Origin of the sequence: Lactobacillus sp. RTP31084st1_F9_RTP31084_210423, from assembly GCF_040919545.1 — a bacterium.
GTDB classification, from domain to species: domain Bacteria; phylum Bacillota; class Bacilli; order Lactobacillales; family Lactobacillaceae; genus Lactobacillus; species Lactobacillus paragasseri.
Map to the genome: position 1 here is coordinate 59,513 of NZ_JBCOVH010000004.1, position 20,936 is coordinate 80,448.

The 20,936-nt window shown below is 34.5% G+C and carries 21 protein-coding genes, 1 pseudogene and 1 riboswitch; of the genes and pseudogenes, 14 read left to right on the forward strand and 8 right to left on the reverse strand.

Features of this window, described 5'->3' with window-relative positions:
- Window positions 1–10: 10 nt before the first annotated feature.
- The 3 genes from agaD to agaB are packed head-to-tail and all read right to left on the reverse strand — an operon-like array spanning window position 11 to window position 2,867.
- A complete protein-coding gene (gene agaD / locus AB5359_RS08645) occupies window positions 11–817 on the reverse strand; it encodes a PTS galactosamine transporter subunit IID (RefSeq protein WP_003649779.1) in 807 nt (268 codons plus the stop codon).
- Window positions 801–1,607: a PTS galactosamine transporter subunit IIC gene (gene agaC / locus AB5359_RS08650; RefSeq protein ID WP_003649778.1), complete on the reverse strand. Its 807-nt coding sequence runs from the start codon at window positions 1,605–1,607 to the stop codon at window positions 801–803. The genes agaD and agaC overlap by 17 nt, the downstream gene beginning before the upstream one ends.
- 42 nt (window positions 1,608–1,649) lie before the next feature.
- The gene (gene agaB / locus AB5359_RS08655; RefSeq protein ID WP_003649777.1) at window positions 1,650–2,867 is read right to left on the reverse strand and encodes a PTS galactosamine transporter subunit IIB; all 1,218 of its coding nucleotides are present in this window, start codon (window positions 2,865–2,867) and stop codon (window positions 1,650–1,652) included.
- A 347-nt stretch (window positions 2,868–3,214) separates the two neighbouring features.
- Between agaB and AB5359_RS08660 the strand changes: the two are divergent.
- The 3 genes and pseudogenes from AB5359_RS08660 to AB5359_RS08670 form a co-directional block, all read left to right on the forward strand.
- Window positions 3,215–3,352, forward strand: a pseudogene (locus AB5359_RS08660) (sulfite exporter TauE/SafE family protein); the annotation flags it as partial.
- Between the two features lie 91 nt (window positions 3,353–3,443).
- Window positions 3,444–4,328: an Rpn family recombination-promoting nuclease/putative transposase gene (locus AB5359_RS08665; protein ID WP_368279797.1), complete on the forward strand. Its 885-nt coding sequence runs from the start codon at window positions 3,444–3,446 to the stop codon at window positions 4,326–4,328.
- Window positions 4,329–4,456: 128 nt separating this feature from the next.
- Window positions 4,457–4,678, forward strand: coding sequence for a hypothetical protein (locus AB5359_RS08670; protein WP_232001019.1), 222 nt, complete (start codon window positions 4,457–4,459; stop codon window positions 4,676–4,678).
- Between the two features lie 109 nt (window positions 4,679–4,787).
- On the opposite strand, the gene AB5359_RS08675 is transcribed toward AB5359_RS08670, so the two are convergent.
- Complete coding sequence (locus tag AB5359_RS08675) at window positions 4,788–5,627, reverse strand: aldo/keto reductase (protein ID WP_048685912.1); 840 nt, start codon at window positions 5,625–5,627, stop codon at window positions 4,788–4,790.
- A 129-nt stretch (window positions 5,628–5,756) separates the two neighbouring features.
- Here AB5359_RS08675 and nagB point away from each other — a divergent pair, with 129 nt between their 5' ends.
- The 3 genes from nagB to AB5359_RS08690 all read left to right on the forward strand — a co-directional run bounded on the left by nagB (window position 5,757) and on the right by AB5359_RS08690 (window position 8,005).
- Window positions 5,757–6,476, forward strand: a complete 720-nt coding sequence (gene nagB, locus AB5359_RS08680) for a glucosamine-6-phosphate deaminase (protein WP_003648167.1) — start codon at window positions 5,757–5,759, stop codon at window positions 6,474–6,476.
- Between the two features lie 182 nt (window positions 6,477–6,658).
- The gene (locus AB5359_RS08685) at window positions 6,659–7,309 is read left to right on the forward strand and encodes a deoxynucleoside kinase (RefSeq protein ID WP_020807477.1); all 651 of its coding nucleotides are present in this window, start codon (window positions 6,659–6,661) and stop codon (window positions 7,307–7,309) included.
- 21 nt (window positions 7,310–7,330) lie between these two features.
- Entirely contained in the window at window positions 7,331–8,005 is a 675-nt protein-coding gene (locus AB5359_RS08690) for a deoxynucleoside kinase (protein WP_048685910.1), read from the forward strand.
- A gap of 60 nt (window positions 8,006–8,065) precedes the next feature.
- Here AB5359_RS08690 and AB5359_RS08695 read toward each other — a convergent pair whose 3' ends face one another.
- Together AB5359_RS08695 and AB5359_RS08700 are read right to left on the reverse strand one after the other, a co-directional pair.
- The gene (locus AB5359_RS08695; protein ID WP_048685909.1) at window positions 8,066–8,782 is read right to left on the reverse strand and encodes a GntR family transcriptional regulator; all 717 of its coding nucleotides are present in this window, start codon (window positions 8,780–8,782) and stop codon (window positions 8,066–8,068) included.
- Complete coding sequence (locus AB5359_RS08700; protein ID WP_048685905.1) at window positions 8,772–10,019, reverse strand: alpha-L-fucosidase; 1,248 nt, start codon at window positions 10,017–10,019, stop codon at window positions 8,772–8,774. Before AB5359_RS08700 ends, AB5359_RS08695 begins: the two co-directional genes overlap by 11 nt.
- A 147-nt stretch (window positions 10,020–10,166) precedes the next feature.
- Between AB5359_RS08700 and AB5359_RS08705 the strand changes: the two genes are divergently transcribed.
- From AB5359_RS08705 to AB5359_RS08715, 3 genes are read left to right on the forward strand one after another with little or no spacing between them, the layout of a single operon-like run.
- Window positions 10,167–11,090, forward strand: coding sequence for a PTS mannose/fructose/sorbose transporter subunit IIAB (locus AB5359_RS08705; RefSeq protein WP_077410065.1), 924 nt, complete (start codon window positions 10,167–10,169; stop codon window positions 11,088–11,090).
- Window positions 11,087–11,902, forward strand: a complete 816-nt coding sequence (locus tag AB5359_RS08710) for a PTS sugar transporter subunit IIC (RefSeq protein ID WP_048685903.1) — start codon at window positions 11,087–11,089, stop codon at window positions 11,900–11,902. The genes AB5359_RS08705 and AB5359_RS08710 overlap by 4 nt, the downstream gene beginning before the upstream one ends.
- Complete coding sequence (locus AB5359_RS08715) at window positions 11,892–12,692, forward strand: PTS system mannose/fructose/sorbose family transporter subunit IID (protein ID WP_048685926.1); 801 nt, start codon at window positions 11,892–11,894, stop codon at window positions 12,690–12,692. The genes AB5359_RS08710 and AB5359_RS08715 overlap by 11 nt, the downstream gene beginning before the upstream one ends.
- A gap of 361 nt (window positions 12,693–13,053) precedes the next feature.
- Here AB5359_RS08715 and AB5359_RS08720 read toward each other — a convergent pair whose 3' ends face one another.
- Window positions 13,054–14,292: an alpha-hydroxy-acid oxidizing protein gene (locus AB5359_RS08720; protein WP_048685901.1), complete on the reverse strand. Its 1,239-nt coding sequence runs from the start codon at window positions 14,290–14,292 to the stop codon at window positions 13,054–13,056.
- Between the two features lie 239 nt (window positions 14,293–14,531).
- Between AB5359_RS08720 and AB5359_RS08725 the strand changes: the two genes are divergently transcribed.
- Together AB5359_RS08725 and AB5359_RS08730 are read left to right on the forward strand one after the other, a co-directional pair.
- Window positions 14,532–15,842 (forward strand): NCS2 family permease, encoded by a 1,311-nt coding sequence (locus tag AB5359_RS08725; RefSeq protein ID WP_003650577.1) that lies wholly within the window; start codon window positions 14,532–14,534, stop codon window positions 15,840–15,842.
- Between the two features lie 231 nt (window positions 15,843–16,073).
- A complete protein-coding gene (locus AB5359_RS08730; protein ID WP_020807464.1) occupies window positions 16,074–16,256 on the forward strand; it encodes a hypothetical protein in 183 nt (60 codons plus the stop codon).
- A 353-nt stretch (window positions 16,257–16,609) separates the two neighbouring features.
- Here AB5359_RS08730 and AB5359_RS08735 read toward each other — a convergent pair whose 3' ends face one another.
- The gene (locus AB5359_RS08735; protein WP_048685898.1) at window positions 16,610–17,335 is read right to left on the reverse strand and encodes a MerR family transcriptional regulator; all 726 of its coding nucleotides are present in this window, start codon (window positions 17,333–17,335) and stop codon (window positions 16,610–16,612) included.
- A 304-nt stretch (window positions 17,336–17,639) separates the two neighbouring features.
- On the opposite strand from AB5359_RS08735, the gene AB5359_RS08740 reads away from it, so the two are divergent.
- The 3 genes from AB5359_RS08740 to AB5359_RS08750 all read left to right on the forward strand — a co-directional run bounded on the left by AB5359_RS08740 (window position 17,640) and on the right by AB5359_RS08750 (window position 20,835).
- Entirely contained in the window at window positions 17,640–18,950 is a 1,311-nt protein-coding gene (locus AB5359_RS08740; protein ID WP_003650572.1) for an NCS2 family permease, read from the forward strand.
- A gap of 10 nt (window positions 18,951–18,960) precedes the next feature.
- The gene (locus tag AB5359_RS08745) at window positions 18,961–19,260 is read left to right on the forward strand and encodes a nucleoside triphosphate pyrophosphohydrolase (protein ID WP_048685896.1); all 300 of its coding nucleotides are present in this window, start codon (window positions 18,961–18,963) and stop codon (window positions 19,258–19,260) included.
- An 80-nt stretch (window positions 19,261–19,340) separates the two neighbouring features.
- Window positions 19,341–19,438, forward strand: a riboswitch (purine riboswitch).
- Window positions 19,439–19,521: 83 nt separating this feature from the next.
- Window positions 19,522–20,835 carry an NCS2 family permease gene (locus tag AB5359_RS08750; RefSeq protein ID WP_048685924.1) on the forward strand — a complete coding sequence of 438 codons (1,314 nt, stop codon included), beginning with the start codon at window positions 19,522–19,524 and terminating at the stop codon, window positions 20,833–20,835.
- Window positions 20,836–20,936 lie beyond the last annotated feature (101 nt).

Below are 20,936 nucleotides of genomic sequence, written 5' to 3' on the forward strand. Positions count from 1 at the left end.
GAAAAGCCTCTTACATAATGCCAAAGAATGAACATACAATACATAATACAAATACAATTACGATTAGAACTATTGGTGAAACTTGTTTCTTCTTAAGTAACCAATATAAAAAGAAAGTAAATGCAAGAGGAAGAATATTTGGAAATACTTTATCTAAAAAATCCTTTTGTAATGAAACAGTACCAATCTTTACTTTCAAAGATAAGGATACATATGAACTAATCAAAGCGCCAATAACTGTAAGCCCCATTATTGTCGCTACACGGGCTATAATTTCAGAATTATCTTGAATAACGTCAATTGCTTTTGTACCTAATCCATAGCCAAGATGAGCAAACGGTATTCTACATAAAAATATACCTAAATAAACTAAGAAGAAAATTATTGGTCCTAAAATATTTCCTTTTGTTGCAAATGAAGCTGCTATCCCACCAACAATTGGCATTAAAGTAAACCAATAAATAGCATCTCCTATTCCGGCCATAGGACCAAAAAGTCCATTCTTTAATCCTCTTATCGTTTCACGATTTACATGTTTTTCCTCTAGACTAGTCAATAATCCCATTAAAATTGAAACTAATGGCGGGGAGGTATTAATAAACTCCAGATTATCGGCCATAGTTTGAGATAAGGCTTTTTTATCATTACCAAAAATTTTTTTCCAAACTGGAATTTGTGCCCAAGTCCATCCACCAGCCTGCATTCTTTCATATGAGAATGAAGCCTGTAAAAGAGATGATCTAATTCCGAGCATCGTTATATCATGTTTAGTTAACTTTGACTCATTATTTTTATTTTCTTTAGATTCCATCTTCATCATCTCCACCTCCTGCACTATTCTTTAATTCATTAATCTGCTCTTGCAATTTCTTATTCTTCTTATCACGGAAGAATTCTATCATAGCAAATACAACTCCAATTACAGCTGCTGGTAAAACATTGCTGTAATTAATAAAGGATGCGACTACAAACCCTAATAAAAGAAATGGTACATATTCCATTCTCAATAAAACCTTTAGCAACATAGCAAATCCTACAGCAGGTAATGCTGCTCCAGCTAATTCAAAACCATGAATTAACCATTTAGGCATTGATTGAACTAATGTCCGCATCGGAGCTTGAGCTGCATAAGCTGATAAGAATATAACGACAAAGAATGTAATACATACTATAGCCATCATTAAAAAGTTTAAATTTCTATATTTTTTTAAATTTGTTTCAGCAGCAGCCTTATCTAACATAGGCATAAAAAATGAAAATGCGGAGTAATACATAAGTAAAATATATTGCATTAACATTGCGAAGGGCAATGATAACGACATAGCAGTTGTAGGTGCTACGTTTGTAGTGTGCGCAATTACAACCGTCATAATTCCACAAACGGCTGGGTTAGGTGGTTGAGTTCCTCCAGCTGGGGTTAATCCGGCAAACGCCAATTCTGTTAAACCGCCAGCAATAATGCCCATTCTTACATCGCCTAAAATTATCCCTGCAATGGTACAAGAAATTATAGGTCTAAATATATAAAATACTTCCAGCCACGAATCCAATCCAGCTATAATTGCAAAGATCCCTAAAAGAAGTCCTTGTGCTAAAGTTATAGGCATTTTATTTACCTCCTATAAACTCTTTAAAAATCTATAAAGTCTTTAAAAATTAATTTGAGTTTTATGATCACCGGGAACGTCTTGTATATAGACGTCAACGCCTTTATTTACCATACTCATTAACGCTTTTTTATCTTTTTCATCTACATATACTTTTTTTGTAACTTCTTCTTTACCAGGAGCAAAGTGCATATTTCCTACATTTACTTCTTTAATAGGAACACCACCTTCAACCAATTTCAAAGCATCTTCAGGTGTCTTTACTACAATAAATATTTTTTGACGATCTGCGGCTTTATGTATAATGTCAATAGTCTTTTGAAGAGTAAAGAAGCGAATCTGCACACCAGATGAATCAGCAGTACTCTTCATTAGTTTTTGTTGCAAAGGATCATTTACAGTATTGTCGTTAGCAACTAAAATCAAATTTGCTCCTAAGGTTTTTGTCCATGTTACTCCAACTTGACCGTGAACTAATCTGTTATCAATTCTTGTTAATAAAATATGGGGATTACTCATTTTATTTTCTTCCTTATCTTTTACAAAAAACACTTTTGAATTAGCAGGCGTTACAGCAGTACTCATATAAGTAACTACATTATTTTGATTAATATATGTTGTAGTTGCCTTAATAATCGAGCTTTTAGGTACAGCAGGAATAAAAGCTTTTAATCTCGTTGGTATAACATCGACTTGATTTTTCAACGAATGCCGTAATAGTGCCGGTGATAATCCATATCTTCTAAACAAAAACGGGATTAATTCTTTTCCTTCTATATCTTTCGCTTTTATTAGAGGGAATTCTTCAAATGATATAAATGTTGTGCGCTCTATAACTGGTTTACGATCACATATATATATCTGAACTATTTTATAGAGATAATCACTTACATCTAAATTCATCATTTCTCTTACAGCTGGTTCTTCACCATCTGCTAAGATTGAAAATTCATGAAGTTCTATGTAAACGTAATGGCCTTGTTGTTGTAAATGCAATCCTGGTGTATCAATAATAGCTATATCTTGTCTTGGATCAAATCTATCCTTAACAAAACTTCCCTGCCCTTGATGTTTTTCAATATAATTTCTTTCTTCTAGATCTGCGAGAGCTTTTCGAACTGTAATTCGACTTACATCAAATAAATCACAAAGTTCTTTTTCCGAAGGAAGTTTTTGACCAATCTTCAGTTTACCGGTATTTATCTCTCGCATCATTTCTGCAGAAATTTGTTCGTATTGCCATAATGGTTGTCTATTCATTTTTTCCACCTGTTTCCTTTGTCATATGACAACCACAGCCTGAATATAACAAGTTGCAGTTGTCATGTCAACGCTTACAAAAGCTGGTATTCTTTACTAAAAAAATCGTTCTATTCCTTATTGCTCTAAGGCTTTAGTCAATTTTGTAACGCATAATACAAGTTCCTCCAACTTCATTATAAACTTATGAACTGTAGTATATTTTCCTTATTATTAGTGAAGTTGTTATCTGTTTTCGATATAACAAGTACTAAATAAATATTTTTTTCAAAAAATTCAAAAAAAGATAGCACTCTTAACTTAAATAAGAATGCTATCCCAAACTAATTTAAATATTCATTTATATCATCGCACTTGTTGCTTTGATCGACAGTTACTTTGGACCACGTATCATGCGCCATATTCCAGTTAAGATCATTCGTTTGGGCATTGCTGTTTTAGCCCTCATTCAAGCTGCTTACTTCGCTTATACTGCGTATAAATAAAAACAAATTTTATCTAGGAAAAATAAATTTAGTTTGCGTAATAAACATATGGGATAACCCCTCGAATATCTTTTAGAGAGGATTTACTCATATGATAAAAAAGATTGAGCCCTGGTTTGGGTTCACGGAAGATAAAGTGTTTGGGATGGTGATGGAAAATAAGGAATTCTGCAAGTATTTGCTTGAAATTATTATTCCAGATCTAAAGATCAAGAAGATTGATTGGTTAGATAAGCAAGTTGAGATTAATAATTCTGAGCGCAAGAATAAGGCTAAAGAAGTTCGACTTGATGTATTAGTCACTGATCATGAGGGACGCGTGTTTAACATCGAAATGCAAACAACGGATCAAGATGATATCGGTAGACGAATGCGTTACTATCTTTCAAGACTTGATTTACGCTATACTTTAAATAAGGGCAAGACTTATCGAAATTTGAAAGACGCCTTTATTATTTTTCTCTGTAATTTTAAACCAAAGAAAGATGATAAATTTTATGAGTCGTACCATACTTACTCTGATCAAGATAGGTCAAAACAATTGCAGGATGGCGTGACAAAGATTATCATTAATTCACAAGTTTCAGCTGAGGGACAAAGTGAAGACTTAAAGGCTCTAGCTAAACTGATGAATAATGAGCCAGTTAAATTAAATAAACATTTCGATTACGCGCAAAGAAGAATTAAAGAAATTAACGAAGATCCGGAAACGAGGGAGAAGATTATGCTTTACGAGACAAGAATGTTAGAACGTGAACAGGCTGCTGCTAAAATAGCAGGGAAAGTAGCATATGCAGAAGGGAAAAAAGATGGCGTTAAACAAGGTGTAGAACAAGGAAAAGTAGATTCTGCTAAAGCTATTCTCGAAAATCAACTGAATAATGGTAAAACTTTGGAGCAAGCCACAGAATTTGTTAGAAATTTGAAATTGATTTCTGATAAAAAGTTAGAAAAAATAATCGATCTTTATAAATAATAAAAAATGCTTAGGAAATTTATATCCTGAGCATTTTTTACAATTATTTTGATTACGCGCAAAGAAGAATCAAAGAAATTAACGAAGATCCGGAAACGAGGGAGAAGATTATGCTATACGAAACAAGGATGTTAGAACGTGAACAAGCTGCTGGAAAAGCAGGATATGAGCAAGGAATGCAACGCGGTATAAAACAAGGTAGAGCAGAAGGTAAAATTGACGTTGCTAAAGTCATTCTTGAAAACCAAATAGACAATGGCAGTACGCTAGAACAAGCCACAAAATTTGTCAAAGATTTAAAGATAATCTCTGATAAAGATCTCGAAAAATTAGTCAAGATATATAAATAAAATTGTCAAAAAATAATTCTTAAAACAACAAAAGATTGATTAATCTGCGTTACTAGAACGTTAATTAATCAATCTTTTTTAGTAAATTAATTTTTCAAATAACTATTATCTATATCATCGCAAGCGGCGTCTTTTCAGTCGGCTGCGGGAAGTCATTATCTATTAATTTTATTTCGTCTGATGTTAATTTGATATCTTGAGCAGCAATATTCGCCTTCATATGCTTAACCGTTCCCGCTTTAGGAATCGATAAAACATTACCATGTCTTAAAGTCCAAGCTAACATAATTTGGTGCGGAGTTACATTGTGCGCACGAGCTACTATTTTAAGATTATTAGTAATCCTAATCGAATCGCCCTTACCTGAGTTAAATGGAGAATACCCAATAAAACCAACGCCATGCTTTTTTTGCCAAGGTAAAACATCATATTCTACCCCGCGTTCAGAAAGGTTATACAAATCTTCATTGGCAAAACAATCCTTGCCGCCTGGGACACTAAACAATTCTTCTAGGTCAGCAACATCAAAGTTAGATACACCCCAGTGGCGAATTAAGCCTTCATTTTGTAATTCTTTTAGTCCGCGTACTGTTTCAGATAAACGCTTATCGCCACGCCAATGAAGCAAATACAAGTCTAAATAATCAGTTTTTAGTCGTTTTAAGCTATTTTCTAAGCTCTGACGTTCTAATTCTGGAGAAGCATGATACGGATAAAATTTTGAGATCAAAAAGATTTGACTGCGATCATAACCTTGAATTGCTTCGCCAATTAATTTTTCACTTTTTCCTTCACCATACATTTCTGCAGTATCAATTACTTTAATTCCATTATCTAAACCATAGCGAAGTGCAGCTATTTCGTCTTTTTTCTTAGAAGCGTCTTCGCCAATTCCCCAAGTTCCCATGCCTAAGCCTGACAAGTTATTTTCTTGAAAACTCTTCTCCATCTCTTCTCACCTCACCTAAATTTTACCGCAGAAAAAAACAAATTTAAAAATGTTAGCGGTTTAAGTTGACTAGACCAATTTTATATTTTATAATGGACTAGACCAATGAATGAGGAGGTACACATAATTATGAAAATCATCGTAACTAAAGATAATATTGAAGGCGGCACTAAGGCATTTGAAATTATTAAAAAGGGAATGGAAAACGGCGACAAAGTTTTAGGCCTTGCAACTGGCTCTTCCCCAATTCCAATGTATGACGATATGTGCGACAGCGACTTAGACTTCTCTGACATGACAAGTATTAACTTAGATGAATACTACGGCTTAAAACCAGATAATGATCAAAGCTACCACTACTTCATGCAAAAACACTTATTCGATAAGAAGCCTTTCAAGCATTCATATATTCCAAATGGAATGGCAAAAGATATTGACGAAGAGGTTGACCGTTATAACGACATTATTGCTGCTAACCCAATTGACATCCAAATTTTAGGTATTGGTAGAAACGGACACATTGCCTTTAACGAACCAGGTACTCCATTTGGCAGCTTAACTCACAAGGTTCAATTAACTGAAAGTACTATTAAGGCAAATTCACGCTTCTTTGACAATGAAGACGAAGTTCCTCGCCAAGCTATTTGTATGGGAATTAAGTCAATTATGCAAAGTAAGAAGATTGTTTTACTAGCCTTTGGCGAATCAAAGCAAGATGCAGTTAAAGCATTAGTTGAAGGTCCAGTTACTGAAGAAGTTCCTGCATCCATTTTGCAAGATCACCCAGATGTAACAGTTATTTGTGATGAAGTAGCTGCAGCAAAGCTTGATCCAAAATACAGAAAATAATCCTCATTTAAGACTGTTTACTTTGGCGAATTAATCTTTTTAGATTAGTTCGTCTTTTCTTTTTGTATTTTTTTGATGTGTTCTCTTGACTTTTTTCTTTTATAGCAAATTAAAAAACCACTTGTTTTCATACCAGATATTGAATTACACTATTAAAGCAAACTATATCTTGTAGAAAGAACGTGATGACAGTTATTGTATTGAGCGGGCCTATTGGAGCCGGAAAATCCAGTTTAACCAGTCTTCTTGCAGAGCATTTAGGCACCCAAGCATTTTATGAAGGTGTAGATAATAATCCAATTTTGCCACTTTATTATAAAGACATGGCACATTACACCTTTCTCTTAAATACCTATCTTCTAAACCATCGTTTGGCTCAAATTAACCAAGCTATTCGCGATCATAACAGTGTGTCTGATCGTTCAATTTATGAAGATGCCTTATTTTTCAAAATGAATGTCGATAGTGGAATCGCAGACCCTACTGAATTCAAGATCTACGATAGTTTACTTGAGAATATGATGGAACAAGCCCCAGGCAACCCAAGTAAGAAACCTGATTTGTTAATTTATATTCATGTATCTCTTGATACCATGCTTCACCGCATTCAAAAGCGCGGTCGTACATTTGAACAATTATCAACTGATCCAGGCTTAAAAGACTACTATGCTCGACTTTTGTCTTATTACGAGCCTTGGTATGAAAAATATAATGCATCCCCTAAGATGATGATTGATGGCGATAAATATGACTTTGTTGCAGACGAAGATGCACGAAAAGAAGTTATCAACACAATTGATCAAAAGCTTACTGATCTAGGTAATCTAAACTAGCTAACGAATAGAAGGAACGTGATGACAGTTATTGTATTAAGTGGGCCCATTGGAGCCGGAAAATCCAGTCTAACAGGTATTCTATCTAAGTATTTGGGCACTAATCCCTTTTATGAAAGCGTAGATGACAATCCTGTTTTGCCATTATTCTATGAAAACCCTAAGAAGTACGCATTTTTGTTGCAAGTTTATTTCTTGAATACTCGCTTCCAAAGTATCAAGTCAGCATTAACTGACGATAATAACGTACTCGACCGTTCTATCTACGAAGATGCACTTTTCTTTCAAATGAATGCCGATATTGGCCGTGCTACTAAAGAAGAAGTAGATACTTATTATGAACTCTTACACAATATGATGAGCGAATTAGATCGGATGCCTAAAAAAAATCCTGATCTCCTTGTTCATATCGATGTTTCATACGACACAATGCTTAAACGTATTCAAAAACGTGGTCGTAACTACGAACAATTAAGTTATGATCCTACCTTAGAAGATTACTATAAACGCCTGCTTCGCTACTACAAGCCTTGGTATGAGAAGTATGATTACTCACCAAAGATGACTATTGATGGTGATAAATTAGACTTCATGGCTAGTGAAGAAGATCGTCAAGAAGTCTTAGATCAAATTGTTGCTAAGCTCAAAGAAATGGGCAAACTTGACGAAGATTGGAAACCAAATTTAGTTAAATAAAGCAAAAACTGCGATCCGTATTGGATCGCAGTTTTTTTGAATTCTATTTTCTTCTAAATCTTAATTGGTAGCGGGAACTTCTATTTTAAACCCCCAGAATTTTAGCAGCTTATAGCTTCTTACCTTTTCTAAAATTTTTTCTTTATCGTTATCAATATATGTTGTTCTTGTCTGTTTAATAAGTGGTAGAGATTTTTTAGTATTAAATATATTAAGAATTTCAGGATCTGAACTAATTATAGCAGTTGCTTTTTGATCATATGCCAATTTAAATGGGTCAATTCCCGAATCACTTTCTATTTTATGATACAAATCAGCAAATATTTGAATATCCTTATTTTTTCCATTTTTTATATAAGCTGAATCAACAATTGCAATTGTTAATTCGCTTAACTGTGAACCAATATATCTTAATCTTACTATTTCAATATATTTTCTATTAGTTAGTAGACCTAATTTTTCCAACGATTTAGTATCTGTAATTTCTTTAACAGATAAGACTTTGGTAGCCTCTAATCTACCTTTAGACATATTTAAATCAGTAAATTTAATATCTGCATTATGCTTCTCAGCGGCAATAAATGTACCTTTACCTTGAATTCTAGTAATTAAATTTTCATCCGCTAAACTATTTAGTACTTTTACTGCCGTAGTAGAGCTAACCTGAAACATAGAACGTATATCAGATTCACTATAAAATCTTTCACCTACTGTATATTTCTTATTCTTAATCTCTTTCTTTAATTCGGAGATGATTTGCTTATATTTAGGTGTCATCACTAATCCCTTTCGCCACTCTTACAACATAATCACTTCCATAGCGGTATCCTGTTGCATCAAAAGTAAGAATACCACTCTTGTTATCCTGAATATATTTTAATGCTTCATCGTTATCCATCCAAACAAGTTTATTTATTTGATGGTTGATAGAAGTAAAAGTTTTTGGATTTATACCTTCTCCACCAAGAACCACATTACTATTACCCTTTATTTTTAAATCATGAACAAAGAAATAATAGTATTTACCCACTCTAATTGCAAAATCTTTTGAATTAGAAGCTGAAGGTAAAGCATTATGTACTCCATTATAAAAAGCTTTATGATACAGACTAGTCCATTTACCAATTAAACTCATATAATCTTTATCAATTGGCTTAATAGATCCATCAGCTTTAAGTCCTATATTTACAACCGTATTAGCGCCAATCTTTTTGCCATGGACGATCGTTTCTATAATCTCTTTAGGTGATTTATAGTCTAAATCCATTCCTGCATTTCCCCAATGTTGATTTAGGGTTACAGATATTTCTCCAGCTACATATTTTTCATTATGATTTCCATGATTTACTGTATTTGGAAGTCCTCTCTCATAAGTAACAGCATCTATTTCGGCATTAGAAACTTTTCCCCTATTTTTTAGCCCAGTATTATTGATAATCATAGCATTAGGTTGATACTTGCGAATTGTGCCATAAAGCTCATCCAGCTTCCAATTTGCATCTTTTTTATTCCAATTTCCATCAAACCAGAATCCACCAAACTCACCATAATTTTTACTTAAGATTTCTACTGACTTTCTTAAATATTCAAGATATTTATCAAAATCTTGTACATAATCAGGATTATGCCAATCATACGTTGCCATGTAAAAGAACGGTTTAATATCTTCATCGTGACAAGCATCAACAAATTCCTTGATTAGATCTCTTTTCGCCGCACTATGAGGAGCATCAAAATTTGATAATCCCCTTGTATCATATAAAAAGAAACCTTCATGATGCTTAGTAGTAAGAATAATGTAATTACAGCCCATTTGTTTTGCAGCTTTAACAATTTTCTTAGGGTTAAACTTATCTGCAACGAATTTTTTAGTTAATAATTCATACTTATCTTTGGGAATATTGTGAATAAACTCAGTCCATTCACCTTGACTTAAGAGAGAATATAATCCCCAGTGAATAAATAATCCCAAACCCATATTTTCATAGTTTTCAATTCTCTTGGCCTTATACATATCATAGACCTCCTACACTTAACCTTACTTTTTCAAAATTCATTTTAAATACAAAAAACTTTATTTTCAAGTATTGTAAACGCTTTATTTTGGATATATAATCATCCATGAAAAAGGTTAATACATTAAGTTTAAGAGGAGGAAATTATGAATTATTTACTAATCAGTCATGGTTCATATGCAAAAGCCACTTTGACAAGTTGTGAAATGATCACTGGAACTTTAAGAAATGTCAAAGCAGTTGAATTCAAACAAACTATGAACCAGCAAGATTTACTTCATAGCATAGAAAATACAGTAAGCAAATTCAACAATCTAGATAAACTTGTATTAATTTGCGACATCAAAGGTGGTACTCCTTTTAATACCGCTCTTCTTTTTAAGAAACAACATCCCGACATTAAAATTATTAGTGGTCTCTCTTTAGGCTTACTCTTGCCAATTGCTACTGGCACTTCACTAGACGACTCAATAAAGCAAGTAGCTCAAAACATATCTTTTTTTACCGAAGCAAAGTCTATTAAGAAAAAAGTAAACGATGACCCTGATTGGGATATACACCAAAAATTAACACCGCACACTATTAAAAATGTACGTATTGATGAGCGCTTAATTCATGGTCAAGTTGCAACAATGTGGACCAACAAAATTGGTGCGGATCGAATCATGGTTGTAGGAGATGATATTGTCAAAAGTTCCATTCAAAAAACCGCCTTAAAAACCGCCGTGCCAGGTGGAGTACATTTGAGTATTTTGACCATAGATGGCGCAGCAAAAAGAATTAATTCCGGTAAATATAATGGTCAAAATGTATTTCTGATTGTACGTAATCCACATATACTTGTAGAACTTTCAAAATTAAATGTTAAACTACCGGAAATCAATGTAGGTAATATGTCCAGTAAAAGTAATTCAAAGCAAATTGCTAAAAGTGTAGCTGTTACTAATGACGACATAAAAGAATTTAATTATTTAGATCAGCACGGTTCTCATTTATATCATCAAATGGTACCAGCTGACGATCCGGAAGATTTTATGAAATTAATTTCAAATGTAAGTAGAGGAGAATAATTATGGCTTGGTGGCAAATACTTTTATTAACATGTTTAGCTTTCTGGATGATTATTGATCAAATCACAGTCGGAATCTTATGTAATTATCCGTTGCTAATTGGATTCGTAGCAGGAATCATTATGAATGATGTTAAAACCGGTTTAGTTGTTGGTGCTACATTACAATTAATGGTTTTAGGTGTTGGTACTTATGGCGGAGCTAGTATGCCAGACTTTATGACTGGAGCTATTGTTGGTACTGCTTATGCTGTAATGACAGGTAAAGGGGTAGATTTTGCTATTGGACTCGCTGTTCCTGTTGGCCTTCTGATGGTTCAACTCGACGTTTTAGCAAGATTTTTAAATGTTTTCTTATTACATAGAGTTGATCATTTTATTAAATTAAATGATACAAAGCAGGCAGCTAGAAACGTTGTCTACGGTGTCTTCCCATGGGGACTTTCAAGAGCCATACCAGTATTTATCATGCTAATCGTTGGTGAAAAATTCATTCGTCAAGTTTTAGCAGTTACCCCACAATGGCTAACAACTGGATTGAAAGTATCTGGAGGTATCTTACCAATCGTTGGTATTGCAATTTTACTTAGATATTTACCCACTAAAAGATTCATTACTTTTTTAATCGTCGGTTTTATTGCTGCGGCATATCTAAAAATTCCAATGCTTGGTGTCGCTCTACTCGGCTTTGCAATGGCTATTTTCTACTATCAAAAAACAATCAAAAGTTCAGAAGACCATGAATCAAACTCTACAGTAAATAATGCTAATGGAAAGGAATACGAAAATGATAAAGGAGAATATGAAAACTAATAGTTTAAGCAAAAAAGATCTATTTCGTGCAAATTGGCGGTGGCTATGGAGTAGTCAAATTTGTTGGAATTATGAAAGAATGATGTCTACTGGTTACTTTTATACCGTACTACCATTTCTAAAGCGTTTTTATAAAAAAGATGATGAACGTGTAGAAATGATGGAGATGCAAAATCAATTCTTCAATACAAATGCTTATGTTGGTGGATTCATTGTAGGTATGGATTTAGCTTTGGAACAAAAAGAAGGACATAAAGCTAAAGATACTATTGCTGGTATTAAAACCGGTTTAATGGGACCATTAGCCGGTGTAGGTGATACTATTTTTGGAGTTATCTTGCCAACTATCTTCGGTTCTATTGGTGCCTATATGGGACTCAAAGGTAATCCTATTGGTGCTATCTTATGGCTTATCGTGAACTTCATTGTTTTATTCCTAAGATTCGCTTTTCTCCCATTAGGCTATACTGAAGGCGAAAAATTGCTTAGTTCAGCAAAGGATAAGCTTAATGCTATAACTGATGCAGCAGTATTATTGGGAGTTACTGTCGTAGGAGCCTTAATTCCTACCGTCGTAACCGCTAAAGTTCCATTAGTATTCAAGTCAGGAAAAGTAGTTTTAAAAGCTCAAACAGTATTAGATCAAATTATGCCAGCTTTGGTTCCAGCTCTACTTGTTGGTCTAGTTTATTGGTTACTAGGTAAAAAGAATGTTACTTCAACTAAAATGATTATTTTTGTATTGATATTAGGTATCGTCTTAAGTTATTTCCATATTTTAGGTGCTTAGATTATATTTTTAATATAAAAAAACTTACCAACACTACAAAAGTCAGTAAGCTTACAATAATTATGTTTGTTACTAATGAAGTAATTCATTAAGTTCATGTAAAGCAACACATAATAGGAACAGTGTTATATTGCTCACACCAATACACCTCCTTATTAGAAAGTGGGGCGTAAATTTAACACGCAAAAATATTTTATCAAATCTAAAAACATGTTAGAATACTTTATAGGAACAGTGTTACTATCTGCTTTATAATTTAATGCGCAGAATAGTGCTTAGGCGGTCGTTAGGCCGTTTTTTTTATACCAAAAAACTGCGGTCCGTGTTGGATCGCAGTTTTTCATATACTCACATCATTAAACTAATGTCTTGAAGCACCACTTACTGCATCTGCAGCTTCACCAGTTAATTGATTTTCCTTAGTGACAGGATACGGCTTCATAACACTCTTACTCGTTGAAGAAATTCCCCAATCAGCAGTGTAGTCAAGATGATCAATTTTAGCATGTTTAATATCGCCAATCGTCTTACAACCAGTCAATTGCATGTCAATCAACAATTCCTTATTCAATTGCTCAATAACTGACTGAACACCTTGAGCACCACCAAGTGCTAAGCCGTATAAGAATGGACGACCAATACCAACTAAGTCAGCACCTAATGCCAATGCCTTAAAGACGTGTGAACCACGACGAACGCCGCCATCAAGGATAATTGGAACGGGGCGATCGCAACTCTTCACAGCCTTCGCGATTTCAGGCAAAACATCAATTGTAGCAGGAGCCCCATCAACTTCACGGCCTCCGTGATTAGAAACTACAATTCCATCTGCACCAGCACCAATTGCAAGCATCGCATCTTCAGCACATTCAACGCCCTTAACAATTACAGGCACATCAGCAATGTCCTTAATCTTACGAATATCATCTGGCCCAATATTTTGAGCAGATGAAGCGTACATTTCAGCAACGCTTTGTCCCTCTCCTTTTCCACCAGTCCATTCATTAAAGAAAGCAAGTGGAACAGGATATGTAAAGTTAGTCCGTAAATTTGCTTCACGATAGCCACTAACTAGCGCATCTACAGTTAAGAAGAAACCGGTAAAGCCGGCTTTAACTGATTCTTCAATTACCATTTTATTAAAGTCCCAGTTCTTGCTTAGATATAATTGCATAAACCGTGGGGAGTCGCCTACTGCGCTTTGCACATCTTGAACACTCTTATTTGCATAGGTACTCATTCCAAACAAAGCACCGGCAGCTTTTGCACCCTTAGCAGTATCAATTTCGGCTTCGGCATTTGCAATACCATGGCAGGCAATTGGACAGATCATAACTGGTGTCTTTAACTTCATCCCTAAAAATTCAGTATTCAATTCTGGATCCTGCATCCCAGTTAAAGCACGAGGCACGATTTGAAAATGGTTAAAAGCTTGTGTATTATTCCGCCAAGTCCATTCATTTTCTGCACCACTAGCAATGTAGTAATAAGCAGCTTCTGGTATTACATATTTTGCTTCGTTTTCCAGTTCATCCAAGTTAACCATGTGTAGTTTTTCTTCTCTAGTACTTTGTGGGAACCCCTTATAGTAAGTTGTCATCGATATTTCCTCCAATCATTAAGTAGGTTTCTATACACCTTAATTTTAGGACGATTTCATTAATTTATTAAATAAAAGCTATTATGAAATAATTCACTAAGTCCGATATGCTCACTATCCATGTTCTTTGTAGCGCTTTCTTTAGTTAAAATTCGTGTTTACATTTATTTATCAGAATGCTACACTGTAAAAGTTGCTTATTTAAAGCTAAAAAGCGAACATTATGTCTGGAGGACAAAATGAATTTTATCAAAAACTACTTTCATTTAGAAAAGTTGGGAACTAATGTTAGAACTGAATTTATTGCAGGTCTAACAACCTTTATTAGTATGTCTTATATTCTCTTCGTTAACCCAAGTGTTCTTGGTGCTAGCGGCATGAATACTGGCGCTGTATTTACTGCAACTGCTTTAGCTGCGGCTCTTGGTACAGCAATCATGGGTATTGTAGCTAACTATCCGATTGGTGAAGCACCTGCCTTAGGTATTAACGCCTTCTTTGCCTATACCGTATGTATTGGCATGAAGGTATCTTGGGAAACTGCCTTAGCCAGTGTTTTTGTTGCATCAATTATCTTTATTTTAATTACTTTATTTAAATTAAGAGAAAAGATCATTGACTCTATCCCTTCAGACCTTAAATTTGCCATTTCATCAGGTATTGGTCTTTTTATTGCCTTCCTAGGTTTACAAAATGGTGGTTTAATTGTTGCTAACAAATCTACTTTAGTTGGTTTAGGATCTCTTCATAATCCGCTTGTTTGGATTACAATTTTTGGCTTAATCGTTACTGTAATCTTAATGATTTTAGGCGTTCCAGGTGCGATTTTCATCGGAATGATTGCTGCCTCAATCTTTGGCATTTGTACTGGTCAAATTGCCGTACCACACAAGTTTATTTCTTTAGCACCAAGTCTTGCACCTACTTTTGGTCAAGCAGTTTTCCACGTTAAAGACATTAATTCTCTGCAAATGTGGGTTGTTGTTTTAACTTTCTTACTTGTTACATTCTTTGATACTGCTGGTACTTTAATTGGTCTTGCTCAACAAGCTGGCTTTATGAAGAACAACAAAATGCCACGTGTTGGTAAAGCATTAGCCGCAGATTCAACTGCTATGATGTTTGGTTCTATCTTTGGTACTTCACCTGTTGGAGCCTTTGTTGAATCAAGTGCTGGTATTGCAGTTGGTGGACGTTCAGGTTTAACTGCAGTCTTTGTTGCCATCTTCTTCCTGATTTCAATGATCTTTAGTCCATTACTTGGGGTGTTCACTACTCAAGTAACTGCTCCAGCCCTAATTATTGTTGGAGTTTTAATGGCACAAAACACTGCTCACATTCACTGGAACAAGTTAGAAATTGCCGTTCCTGCATTTTTGATTTTACTTGGTATGCCACTTACCTACTCAATTTCTGATGGTTTAGCATTAGGGATGATTACTTACCCAATTTGTATGGTTTCTGCAAAGCGTGGTAAAGAAGTCAGCCCAATGATGTGGGTACTGTTTGTCGTATTCATCATCTTCTTGTGGGTTTTGAATTTTAAGTAAGCTAAAATTCACTAACAAAAATACCGATTATCATCCATCTTGATAATCGGTATTTTTTTATTGCTTTTATTATCTGTAAAGTATACTTAACAAAAAGTGCGATTTTTATAAAGTATACTTTACAGCATCTATAATTAAGTCGTTCAGAGTATAATATAAGTATAAAAGTAACCTTTATTTTCCCCACTCAACTGTTTGACAATTATTATAGTAACGACAGGAGGAATAAAAATGATCATTACTGGTAAGACTATTTTTAAGCTAGTCTATATACTTAGCATAATTTTTAGTGTTACTTACATCGTTTGGAATGCTCTTCAGCATAATCCATTAGATCCAACTTACCTTTTAGTTGCTATCATTAGTATCGCAGCGATGACTTTAGTTTTTATTAAAATTAACAAAGAGGAATAATTCCATCCCACAAAAAAGCCCGTGCATTCGCACGAGCTTTTTAATTTCTAATTATATCTGCCAGCAAAAGTCTTAATATTCATACTTTAAACACAAACTTTACCAATTTAATTAGTATGTTTGTGCTAGCTCTGCTAACCTATATAGACCACCACAAAAAATAAAAACGCCGCTCTACCTATAACTTTGGCGAGTTATAGAGCGTCGTTTTCGTCATCTTAACATTAAAAGCCACCGCTCTTAAAGCGGGCTGTATAAGGAGATCCGCGGATCTCCTTTTTTCATACTTGATTATATCATAGTATTTATTAATAAATATCATTTTTAGATTTGTACATTTTACCCTAGTCTCTTCAAATTTCTAAGCAATATGATTTCTTTCCACATTTTGGACAAGTTAATTTTCTAAACTTAGGTGTGTGCGGAGATAAATTAAAAGTTAAAAATGATGGAATAAAGACATCTCCGCAATTTGGGCAAACATATTCAACTTGTTCATAGTAATACCTTGATAATCCCCAAGCTGTTGCAAAAACTATTGCAATTAAAGCTACGACTTCAATTACTAATATTGTCGTCATCTTCATCTGATATAAATAAAGTGCAGTTCCAATTCCTGCTATCTCAAATAGCGTTAGGAGTCCACCCCATACCAAGAGTCTGCTTCTCAAAGCTGTCAAATTCTTTTCTTTTCTCATAATACTTGTAATGTCAGAAAAATTGGTTAATGCGGCAGATAAAACACCTATTTTTTGTAAATGTTCTATCTGTTTTTGCTTTGCAGTCAATTCGTTGATTTTTTGTTTGTTTTCTTGATACTGCTGCTTTAAAAGCAACTCAAGCGATTTACTTCCGCGCTCATCTTGAATGAGCGTTTTTATTTGTTTCAACGAAAAGCCAAGATCTTTTAGAAACAAAATTAATTCTATCTGCCTTATCTGTTCTTTTTCATAAAAACGATAGCCATTCTCTTCCGTATAAGCCGGCTTAACAAGCCCTTTTTCATCATAGAATCTTAGAGTACGCGTACTTACTTCCAGCATCGCAGCTACTTCACCAATTGAATATTTTTCTTGCATTACTTTCACCTCCTAGCTTCAAGATATCAATTAACGCAAGGTCAAAGTCAATATTTAAATTATAAAATATTATATTTCCCGGGCCATAATGTTCGGATTCTGCCAAAAATATGCTATTTTAGGTACTATTGTCTGCCTCTAGATTAGTTTAATCGAATAATTTTGACTATTATTCTTGAAATAGTTAATATTTTAGATATAATTTTAGTTGAAGATTCGCTTTTAGATGACTAAGAACACAAGTAAATCATTTTAAAGCTTCTTTTTCTTTAAAATACGAACATTACCACATCTGGAGGATTACATGAATTCAATTGGTAAATTTTTCCATTTAAATGAAAACCACACTTCATTTAAAACAGAGTTTTTAGCTGGACTAACTACGTTTGTGAGTATGTCTTACATTCTGTTTGTTAACCCAGCTGTTTTAGGAGCAAGTGGCATGAACAAGGGAGCGTTGTTTACTGCAACAGCCTTATCTGCTGCTTTCACGTGTATTGTAATGGGACTAGTTGCCAATTACCCTATTGCTTCTGCACCAACCTTAGGACTTAACGCATTCTTTACTTACACCGTCTGCTTAGGAATGCACGTTAAATGGCAAACTGCTTTAGCTGCTGTTTTTGTTGCTTCGATTCTTTTCATCTTACTAACTGTATTTAAAGTACGTGAGATGATTATCGATGCTATTCCTAGTGATATTAAATATGCCATTTCAGCTGGTATTGGTTTGTTTATTGCCTTTATTGGTCTTCAAGGTGGTAAATTAATTAGCAAGAGTGATTCCACTTTAGTTACTGTTGGTGCTTTGAACAATCCACTTGTTTGGATCACAATTTTTGGTTTAGTTGTAACTATTTTCTTAATGATCGCCAGAGTCCCTGGTGCCATCTTTATCGGAATGATCGTGGCTGCTGTCTTTGGCATCGCCATCGGTCAAATTCCAATGCCTAAGGCCTTTATTTCAGGAGTTCCAAGTCTTTCACCAATTTTTGGTCAAGCTGTTTTCCATATTAGTGATATTAATACTGTCCAAATGTGGATCGTTGTCTTTACTTTCTTACTGGTTACTTTCTTTGATACTACTGGTACTTTAATCGGACTTGTTCAACAAGCAGGCCTCATGAAAGACAATAAAATGCCACGCGCTGGTGAAGCTCTAGCAGCTGACTCATCTGGTATGTTAGTTGGTTCTGTTCTTGGTACTTCACCAGTTGGTGCCTTTGTTGAATCAAGTGCCGGTATCGCAGTTGGTGGTAGAACTGGTTTAACTGCTGTCTGGGTTGGTATTTTCTTCTTAATTTCAACTATCTTCAGCCCAATCTTAAGTGTCTTTACTACTCAAGTAACTGCTCCTGCTTTAATTATTGTTGGGGTATTAATGGCTGAAAACTTAGCACACGTTCACTGGACTGATCTTGAAATTGCAATTCCATGTTTCTTAATCGCACTTGGCATGCCTCTTACCTACTCGATTTCAGATGGTCTTGGCTGGGGCTTAATTATTTACCCAGTATCAATGCTTGCTGCTAAGAGATTCAAAGAAATCACGCCAATGATGTGGATTTTATTCTTTGTCTTCGTCATTTACTTCGTAGTTCTAAATGTGAAATAGGATTAGGATAATGAAAAAGCTAGTTAGAGACAAAATACCTGAATTCGCTACCTATGCATCTTATCGTCAACTAAAACCTGATGAAAGAGAAGATGCCTTGAAAAATAAAATCGTCGAAGAAGCTAATGAAGTTAAAGCTGCACCTGACGATCAAAATCTCCTTGAAGAATTAGCTGATGTTTACACAGTATTAGAAGCATTTTTAGATTTTAAAAATATTAGTAAAGAAGACTTACTAAAGCAAGTAGAAGCAAAGAAAGCTGAAAAAGGTGGCTTTACCAAATTCCTTTTGATGAATACTGATAAATAATATCTCCTTAAACAAGTAGTTCACATGACTACTTGTTTTTTATTTATCTCCATTTGCGTATACGATAAATTTCTGCTAGAATACTTAACAATCAAGTTATCTATATATCGTCGAAATAAGGTCGACAGTATCTACCCTGAGCCATAAATTCAGGACTATAGGTATCAGACGTCATAAATTTGCTTTAAAGGACATCTTTTACCCATGGCTTTTTGGGTAAACTGTGTCCTTTTTTCATTTTTATTTTATGTTGGAGAAATGATGCAATTTTTAGATAAAGTCTTTCATTTGGAGGATGCACATACTAATGTCAAACGCGAATTAATCGCTGCTCTTACCACGTTTGTTTCATTGTCATACATCCTTTTTGTTAACCCTAATATTTTAAGTGCAGCTGGTATTAATAAAGGCGCTGCTTTCACTGTTACTGCAATCGCAACTGCAATTGGTTGTTTCTTAATGGGATTCATTGCTAACTACCCAATTGCCTTAGCACCAACTCTTGGTAGTGCAGCCTTTTTCTCATATAACGTAGTTATTGGAATGCATATCAATTGGCAAACCGCTTTAGCTAGTGTGTTAGTTGCTTCAATTTTGTTTATTTTAATTACCGTTTTAAAATTACGTGAAAAAGTTGTTGATGCTATTCCTCAGGACTTAAAATATGCAATCTCTGCTGGTATTGGCCTATTCATTGCTTTTATCGGCTTACAAAATGGTAAATTAATCGTTGATAATAAATCTTCTCTAGTTGGTTTAGGATCATTCAATAATCCCGCTGTTTGGATTACTTTATTTGGCTTAATTCTAACTGTCATTTTAATGGCTGCTAAAGTTCCTGGTTCAATCTTCATCGGAATGATCGTGACTGCTATCTTTGGAATGGTAATTGGTCAAATTTCAATGCCACATGGTATTGTTTCAGGTGCTCCAAGTATTGCGCCTACTTTTGGTCAAGCAGTCTTTCATTTAAAGGACATTAACACGCCACAACTATTTATGGTTGTTTTGACATTCTTATTAGTTACTTTCTTTGATACTGCTGGTACTTTAATTGGGATGACGCAACAAGCCGGGATGGTTGACAAAAACGGTAAAATTCCACGTATTGGTAAAGCCTTCTTGTCAGATTCACTTGCTATGGTTGAAGGTTCTATTCTTGGTACTGCTCCACTTGGTACTTCTGTTGAATCAAGTGCAGGTATCGCAATGGGTGGTAGAACTGGCTTAACTGCTATTTTTGTTGGTATTTTATTCTTAATTTCAATGATTTTCAGTCCTCTTTTAGCAGTAATTCCAACTACCGTGACTGCCCCAGCTTTAATTATCGTTGGGGTACTAATGGCAGGAAACCTTAAATATATTCACTGGGATAACTTCGAAATTGCCTTTCCATCATTCTTGGTTGTTGTTGGTATGCCATTAACTTACTCAATTTCTGATGGTTTAGCCTTAGGGATGATTGCTTACCCAATTACGATGATTGCTTCTAAGCGCTACAAAGAAGTATCACCAATGATGTACATTCTATTTGTAATATTCGTTATCTTCTTCCTTATTACAAATATGGGATAAAAATAAAAATGAGATCGTACGCGATCTCATTTTTTATTACCTCGGCAATAATTTACTAGCTTTAGATCATTATTTATTCCATAATGTTAGATATATTTACT